Below are 1,700 nucleotides of genomic sequence, written 5' to 3'. Positions count from 1 at the left end.
GTTTACCTTTATCTTTACCGGTTAACACGATAACTTCGTCATCACGACGGATTTTCGCTGCCATGATTCGCTCCTTAGAGTACTTCTGGTGCCAGAGAGATAATTTTCATGAACTTCTCGTTACGAAGTTCACGAGTTACCGGCCCAAAAATACGCGTACCGATAGGTTGCTCGCTGTTATTGTTTAAAATAACGCATGCATTACCATCGAAGCGAATGACAGAACCGTCCGGGCGACGAACACCCTTCTTGGTGCGCACCACTACCGCCTTCAGCACATCACCTTTTTTGACCTTACCACGTGGAATTGCTTCCTTGATGGTGATCTTGATGATGTCGCCTACGCCTGCGTAGCGACGGTGCGAGCCACCCAGAACCTTGATACACATTACGCGACGTGCACCGGAGTTGTCGGCGACGTTCAGCATAGTCTGTTCTTGGATCATTTTAGTGCTCCGCTAATGTCAACTACTACTGAGACCCGAAAATCAGGTCGTTAAAAAAGCCCCATATCGGGGGCGCGGCATTATAACACCGCTTCAACGATATGGGTAGAAAAAATAAACGGCTCATCGCTGAGCCGTTTATTCGTTGAGAATGCCTACTGTATTACAGAACGGCTTTCTCTACAACGCGAACCAGCGTCCAGGACTTGGTCTTGGACAGCGGACGGCATTCGCGGATTTCAACCACGTCACCAGTACCGCATTCGTTGTTCTCGTCATGTACGTGCAGTTTGGTCGTACGCTTAATGAATTTACCGTAGATCGGGTGTTTCACAAAACGTTCGATAGCAACAACGATGGATTTCTCCATTTTATCGCTAACAACGCGACCTTGCAGAGTACGGATTTTATCGGTCATTACGCACCCGCCTTCTCAGTCAGTAAAGTCTTAACGCGTGCGACGTCACGACGCACTTGCTTCAACAGGTGAGACTGTTGCAGCTGGCCACTTGCAGCCTGCATACGCAGGTTGAACTGCTCACGCAGCAGATTCAGCAGCTCGGTGTTCAGCTCTTCAACACTCTTCTCACGCAGCTCTTTTGCTTTCATTACATCACCGTCTTAGTTACAAAGGTGGTTTTAATCGGCAGTTTCGCTGCTGCCAGCTTGAATGCTTCACGGGCCAGCTCTTCCGGTACGCCGTCCATTTCATACAGGACTTTACCCGGCTGAATCAAGGCAACCCAATACTCCACGTTACCTTTACCTTTACCCATACGCACTGCCAGCGGCTTTTCAGTGATCGGTTTGTCCGGGAATACACGGATCCAGATCTTACCTTGACGCTTAACTGCACGGGTCATAGCACGACGTGCTGCTTCGATCTGACGGGCAGTCAGACGACCACGGCCAACAGCTTTCAGACCGAAGCTGCCGAAGCTAACATCCGCGCCAGCAGCCAGACCGCGGTTACGGCCTTTGTGCATTTTACGGAATTTTGTACGCTTTGGTTGTAACATCAGCGACGCTCCTTATTTACGGCCTTTACGCTGCTGCTTTTTAGGTTGCGCAGCCGGTTTTTCCGGTTGTTCAACAGCAGCCATACCACCCAGGATCTCGCCTTTGAAGATCCACACTTTAACGCCGATTACACCGTAAGTGGTGTGCGCTTCAGAGGTGTTGTAGTCGATGTCAGCACGCAGAGTGTGCAGAGGTACGCGACCTTCGCGGTACCATTCGGTACGTGCGATTTCC

The 1,700-nt window shown here is 50.4% G+C and carries 4 protein-coding genes and 2 pseudogenes; all 6 read right to left on the bottom strand.

Annotated features, from left to right (window positions below; translation table 11 throughout):
- Window positions 1–64 (bottom strand): annotated as a pseudogene (gene rplX, locus RDN66_RS01835) (50S ribosomal protein L24); the annotation flags it as partial.
- Between the two features lie 10 nt (window positions 65–74).
- Window positions 75–446: a 50S ribosomal protein L14 gene (gene rplN, locus RDN66_RS01830; RefSeq protein WP_000613954.1), complete on the bottom strand. Its 372-nt coding sequence runs from the start codon at window positions 444–446 to the stop codon at window positions 75–77.
- 163 nt (window positions 447–609) lie between these two features.
- Window positions 610–864, bottom strand: a complete 255-nt coding sequence (gene rpsQ / locus RDN66_RS01825; protein WP_003031120.1) for a 30S ribosomal protein S17 — start codon at window positions 862–864, stop codon at window positions 610–612.
- Window positions 864–1,055 (bottom strand): 50S ribosomal protein L29, encoded by a 192-nt coding sequence (gene rpmC / locus RDN66_RS01820; protein ID WP_000644742.1) that lies wholly within the window; start codon window positions 1,053–1,055, stop codon window positions 864–866. Before rpmC ends, rpsQ begins: the two co-directional genes overlap by 1 nt.
- Window positions 1,055–1,465, bottom strand: a complete 411-nt coding sequence (gene rplP, locus RDN66_RS01815; RefSeq protein ID WP_000941208.1) for a 50S ribosomal protein L16 — start codon at window positions 1,463–1,465, stop codon at window positions 1,055–1,057. Before rplP ends, rpmC begins: the two co-directional genes overlap by 1 nt.
- 12 nt (window positions 1,466–1,477) lie before the next feature.
- Window positions 1,478–1,700, bottom strand: a pseudogene (locus RDN66_RS01810) (30S ribosomal protein S3); the annotation flags it as partial.

The organism is uncultured Kluyvera sp. (assembly GCF_902485085.1).
Taxonomy (GTDB): domain Bacteria; phylum Pseudomonadota; class Gammaproteobacteria; order Enterobacterales; family Enterobacteriaceae; genus Kluyvera; species Kluyvera ascorbata.
This window is presented reverse-complemented; position numbering and strand designations above follow the sequence as displayed.